This is a genomic window from Chachezhania antarctica (assembly GCF_003646465.1).
Taxonomy (GTDB): domain Bacteria; phylum Pseudomonadota; class Alphaproteobacteria; order Rhodobacterales; family Rhodobacteraceae; genus Chachezhania; species Chachezhania antarctica.
Genome location: NZ_QZEX01000035.1, coordinates 1 through 2,305, shown reverse-complemented (window position 1 = coordinate 2,305; position 2,305 = coordinate 1). Strand labels below are relative to the sequence as shown.

At 63.8% G+C, this 2,305-nt stretch carries 2 protein-coding genes; both read right to left on the bottom strand.

The window, feature by feature from the left end:
- Positions 1-79 precede the first annotated feature (79 nt).
- Positions 80-922: an IS21-like element helper ATPase IstB gene (gene istB / locus D4754_RS23695; RefSeq protein WP_121068631.1), complete on the bottom strand. Its 843-nt coding sequence runs from the start codon at positions 920-922 to the stop codon at positions 80-82.
- Entirely contained in the window at positions 919-2,151 is a 1,233-nt protein-coding gene (gene istA, locus D4754_RS23690) for an IS21 family transposase (RefSeq protein ID WP_121068629.1), read from the bottom strand. Before istA ends, istB begins: the two co-directional genes overlap by 4 nt.
- Positions 2,152-2,305: the final 154 nt, after the last annotated feature.

The following is a 2,305-nucleotide window of genomic DNA, read 5'->3' as shown; positions in this document are numbered from 1 at the left end:
GTGTCAACGCCGTTTGAATTTTCCCCAGAAGTGCCGAAGTAAAATTCCCCACTTGCTTGGTCCCGGTGATCAGCCGGCGTCAGAGATCTGCAGCTCCGTTTTTTGTTTTTGGTGGCCGCCCGCGTCGCTTTGGCGGCGGCGGCGGGGTGATGGGGGCGTTAGCGCGGACATGCTCGGGGATGAGGTCGGCATGGCCGCGCAGGCGGTAGCTGGCACCCTCGATCTGGATGACGACAGCGTGGTGCAGGAGCCGGTCGAGCAGTGCGGTCGCGACGACCGGATCGCCGAAGACCTCGCCCCATTCGGCGAAGCCGCGGTTCGAGGTAAGGATCATGGCGCCCTTTTCGTAGCGAGCGTTGACGAGCTGGAAGAACAGGTTGGCGCCGCCGGTGGTGATCGGCAGGTAACCGATCTCGTCGACGATCAGCAGGGAGGCCCGGGCATAGAAGCGGATCTTCTCGGCCAGCCGGCCCTCGCGTTCGGCCTGGCTCAACGCTGCAATCAGATCGGCCAGGGTCGCACGGTAGACGCTCTTGCCGGCCTTGACGGCGGCGACGCCGAGAGCTGTCGCCAAATGCGATTTTCCCGTGCCCGGAGGTCCAAGGAAGTGAACGACCTCAGCCCGCCGGATGAAGTCCAGCTGGGCCAGGGCGGCGATCCGCTCCCGGTCGAGCGATGGCTGGAAGCTGAAGTCGAAGCCTTCAAGGGTCTTGGCGGGCAAGAGCTTGGCGGTGCGCAGCGCCACGTCGATCCGACGGGTTTCCCGCGTGGCGTATTCCTCGCTCAGCAGCGTGTCGATGGCCTCGATGGCGGTGACTTCGCCTTTTTCCAGCTGTTGCAGTGTGTGATCGAGGGCTTCGAGCGCGCGCGGCATCTTCAGCCCGACCAGGGCGCCGCGGATCCGGTCCAGAAGATCGCTCATGACCGCGCTCCCTCGGCCGCCAGGCGCTGGCCAACCGCACCGTAGAAGTCGAGCGGTCGCCGCAGCCCCTGCGAGGACCGCGACAGGGATGGTCTCGGCGGCGGCGCTTTGCGATGCGCAGGGTCGACGCGGCGCCGGGCCTTACCTTCCAGAACCGGATGACGGGCGATCAACTGGCCATCCTCGTAGATCCGCAATTCGGTGGCGTGATGCTGGACCTCGAGCGTACGACGCCGGGTCGTATCGGGAACGGAATAGAAGTTGCCGCCGACCGCGATCATTCCGTCCTTGCTCACCCGGCGCTCCACGGTCAGCACAGCGCTATAGGGGATCGCCGGAAGCTGTTTCAGGTGCGGGAGCTCCTCGGCGAAGGCGTCATCCACCACCCGCCGCGTCGTGGCGTGGACGCGCGGATTGGCGACCTCGGTCCGCCAGGCGTCAAACTGGGCATTGAGATCGTCCATGTTCCGGAACGTGCGGGCCAGAAAGAAGTCTTGCCGGATATAGCGGAAGGGGCGCTCAACCTTGCCCTTGGTCTTGGCCCGATACGGCTGGCAGGCGCGTGGCACCGCGCCATAATGCTTCAGAAGCGTCACCAGGGAGGCGTTGTAGGTCACCACCCCGGCCTCGTCCTCGCCGATCACGGCCGTCTTCATCCTGTCATAGAGGATTTCCTCGGGCACGCCGCCCATCTCCGAAAAGGCCGCGATATGGCAGCGCAGGACCGATTGCAGGTTCTGGCTGGCAACGAACCGGCCCCAGAGCCAGCGGCTGTGCCCGAGCACCATAGAGAACAGCCAGACCTTGCGGACAACGCCGGGCTCGTCGCTGAACTCAACTGTGAATTCGGCAAAATCGACTTGGGCCTGCTTGCCCGGCGGGGTTTCGAACCGGCGCTCGAACTGCGTCCGCTTGGGCGGGCGCACCTCACGCAAGAAGTCCGTCACTGCGGTGTAGCCGCCGTCATAGCCCAACTCCCGGATCTCGCGTAGCAGCCGTGCGCCGCTCAGATCCGGGAAGGCTTGAACACGCTCCTGCAGATAACGCTCAAAAGGTTCGATGATGCGGTCCCGTGGTGCCCGCGGACCATAGACCGGCGCTTCGAGGCCGCGTTCCAAATGCTTGCGCACGGTCTTGCGGTCACAGCCAACTTTCCGCGCAATCGCGGAAATGCTGAGACCCTGTTTCTTCAGATCATGGATCAAAACGATCTCCCTCAGTCCCTTCACCTGCCTGCCCCCTGTCAGTCTCTATTTGGAGCATCAGGCCTGTGTCCCGCGGCAGCGCCAATTCCGAAAATTTGAGGTTCGGAATTGGCCCTGCCGCTCATGGCTGGGGATTTTTCAAACGGCGGTTTTGGGGAGATTACGTCCGGCGATTACA

Excerpts from the sequence above, each read along its gene's own strand:
- istB (WP_121068631.1), bottom strand. The coding sequence starts at position 922 with ATGAGCGATCTTCTGGACCGGATCCGCGGCGCCCTGGTCGGGCTGAAG.